This window comes from Frisingicoccus sp. (assembly GCA_016298055.1).
In the GTDB taxonomy this organism is placed as follows: Bacteria; Bacillota; Clostridia; order Lachnospirales; family Lachnospiraceae; genus Frisingicoccus.
This window is the reverse complement of the sequence record JAEDDO010000224.1, coordinates 1-2,717: the sequence shown is the minus strand read 5'-3', so window position 1 is coordinate 2,717 and position 2,717 is coordinate 1. Positions and strand designations below refer to the sequence as shown.

Annotated in this window: 4 protein-coding genes; all 4 read right to left on the bottom strand. The window is 43.7% G+C overall.

Annotation, left to right across the window (positions count from 1 at the left end; translation table 11 throughout):
- Nucleotides 1–563 (bottom strand): dihydroxy-acid dehydratase domain-containing protein (locus QZZ35_RS10885; protein ID WP_291237423.1); only part of this gene is annotated, 563 nt, incomplete at its 3' end.
- Between the two features lie 166 nt (nt 564–729).
- Entirely contained in the window at nt 730–1,812 is a 1,083-nt protein-coding gene (leuB, locus tag QZZ35_RS10880) for a 3-isopropylmalate dehydrogenase (RefSeq protein ID WP_291235114.1), read from the bottom strand.
- Nucleotides 1,813–1,835: 23 nt separating this feature from the next.
- Nucleotides 1,836–2,324 carry a 3-isopropylmalate dehydratase small subunit gene (gene leuD, locus QZZ35_RS10875; RefSeq protein ID WP_291235115.1) on the bottom strand — a complete coding sequence of 163 codons (489 nt, stop codon included), beginning with the start codon at nt 2,322–2,324 and terminating at the stop codon, nt 1,836–1,838.
- A gap of 15 nt (nt 2,325–2,339) precedes the next feature.
- Nucleotides 2,340–2,717: aconitase family protein (locus QZZ35_RS10870; protein ID WP_291237422.1), on the bottom strand; the 378-nt coding region annotated here is incomplete at its 5' end.

The following is a 2,717-nucleotide window of genomic DNA, read 5'->3' as shown; positions in this document are numbered from 1 at the left end:
CATGTCGGGCATACTTTATTAACAAATTCATCTACCTGTTCTTCTGTCATTGTACCTGCAGCATGAGAACCTACCGCTTCAAACATGCTGGAAAGGCTTCGTTTCTCACCGCTCACACGGCCGGCAAGCATCGGTCCGCCGCTGACAAATACTGTCGGAATATTTAAACGTGCTGCTGCCATTAAAAGACCCGGAACGTTCTTATCACAGTTCGGCACCATAACAAGAGCATCAAACTGATGGGCAAGGGCCATACACTCTGTGGAATCCGCAATCAGATCTCTTGTAACAAGAGAATATTTCATACCGATATGTCCCATGGCAATACCGTCACATACAGCAATGGCCGGGAACACGATCGGCGTACCGCCTGCCATGGCAACACCCATTTTTACCGCATCTACAATCTTATCAATGTTCATATGTCCGGGTACAATCTCATTATAAGAACTTACAATACCAACGAGAGGTCTCTCAAGTTCTTCCTTTGTCATGCCGAGGGCATTAAATAAAGAACGCTGTGGTGCTGACTGCATTCCCTTCGTTACAACATCGCTTCTCATCTATATCTTCCTTCCTTTAATCCCATAAGTTTACTCTTTAAAACTTTCACACAGTACAGTGCTTTTTGGGATATTATAACACACTTTTCTTACATTGCAATACTTTTGTACTTTTGGACCGCTTTTCATACAAAGCAAAAAAGCAAAAAAATCGAATACTTTTGACTTAAATGCGCTCTGTAATAGCGTCTCCCATCTCTTTACATCCGACGAGTTTACATCCGTCAGACATAATATCAACCGTACGATATCCGTCTTCAAGGACTTTTTGAACTGCCGCTTCAATGGCATCGGCTTCCCCATCCAGATTCAGGGAATATCGAAGGAGCATGGCTGCTGAAAGGATCGTCGCGATCGGATTGGCCTTATTCTGTCCTGCAATATCCGGAGCAGAACCGTGACTTGGTTCATAAACACCGAGGCTTGTTTCACTTAAGCTGGCAGATGAAAGCATGCCGATGGATCCGGTCACTTCACTGGCTTCATCCGATAAAATGTCACCAAACATATTTTCAGTGAGAATAACATCGAACTGGCGTGGATTTTTCACCAACTGCATCGCACAATTGTCAACCAGCATATGGGAGTATGTCACTTCCGGATAATCCTTTGCAACTTCTTCTACAACTTTTCTCCAGAGCCGGGAAGAATCCAGTACATTGGCTTTATCGACACTGACAACATTTTTGCGGCGTTTCATCGCTGTCTCAAAACCTTTGATCGCGATCCGGCGAATTTCATTCTCATCATAAGTGAGTGAGTCATATGCCTTAAGAACACCATTCTCTTCCACTGTTTTTCTTTCTCCGAAGTAAAGACCGCCGGTAAGCTCACGCATAATGACCATATCAAAACCGTCTCCGATGATTTCATCTTTTAACGGACATGCATCCTTAAGTTCTTTATACAGATAAGCCGGACGGATATTGGCAAAAAGTCCGAGAGACTTTCTCAATTTTAAAAGTCCTGCTTCCGGTCTCAAAGATGGTTCCAGCTTATACCATGGAGATGTGGTCGTGTCGCCGCCGATGGAGCCAAGAAGAACCGCATCACTGGCTTTACATGTCGCAATGGCCTCATCTGTCAGCGGAACACCTGTGGCATCGATGGAGCAGCCGCCCATCAATACCTGTGTATAATTAAATGTATGTCCATATTTTTCTGCCACTTTATCAAGAACTTTCATAGCCTCTGTCACGATCTCCGGTCCGATGCCGTCGCCCTTGATTACTGCAATATTACAATTCATCTTTCTCTTCCTTTCGTCACCGATTATTTGTTCTGATTCATGTAATTGATCAATCCGCCTGCTGCGATCAGTTCCTGCATGAATGGCGGGAAGGCTTCACCTTTATATTCCTCATTTTTTGTGCGGTTGTAGATCATACCGTTGTCAAAATCGATTTCAACCTGATCTCCGGCCTCAATCTTTTCTGCAGCTTCTTTACATTCGATGATCGGAAGTCCGATATTAATGGCATTTCTATAGAAAATACGCGCAAATGTCTCAGCGATAACACAGCTGATACCGGAAGCTTTAATAGCGATCGGTGCATGTTCACGGGAAGATCCGCATCCGAAATTCTTTCTTGCCACCATAATGTCGCCGTCTTTTACATTTTTAACAAATTCTGTATCAATATCTTCCATACAATGTGCGGCAAGACCTTTCGGATCTGTTGTTGCCAGATGTCTTGCAGGAATAATAACGTCTGTATCTACATTGTCACCATATTTAAAAACTGAACCAAATGCTTTCATTATCTATATACCTCCTTAGTCTAACTCACATGGACAGGAAATCTTTCCTGTAATCGCACTTGCTGCTGCCACTGCCGGGCTTGCCAGATATATTTCAGATGTTACATGTCCCATACGTCCGACAAAGTTACGGTTCGTTGTGGAAACACATCTTTCACCCTCTGCAAGAATACCCATATAACCGCCAAGGCAAGGTCCGCAGGTCGGTGTACTTACAATCGCACCGGCTTCAATAAATGTCTTGATATATCCGGCTTCCATAGCATCCAGATAAATCTTCTGTGTTGCAGGGATAATGATGACACGAATGCCTTTCGCAATCTTATGTCCCGCCATAATTTCAGCAGCGATCTTAAGGTCTTCAAAACGTCCGTTTGTACAGGAACCGATAAC

Coding starts and splice junctions, on each gene's coding strand:
- leuB (WP_291235114.1), bottom strand. CDS start 1,812: ATGAATTGTAATATTGCAGTAATCAAGGGCGACGGCATCGGACCGGAG.
- leuD (WP_291235115.1), bottom strand. CDS start 2,324: ATGAAAGCATTTGGTTCAGTTTTTAAATATGGTGACAATGTAGATACA.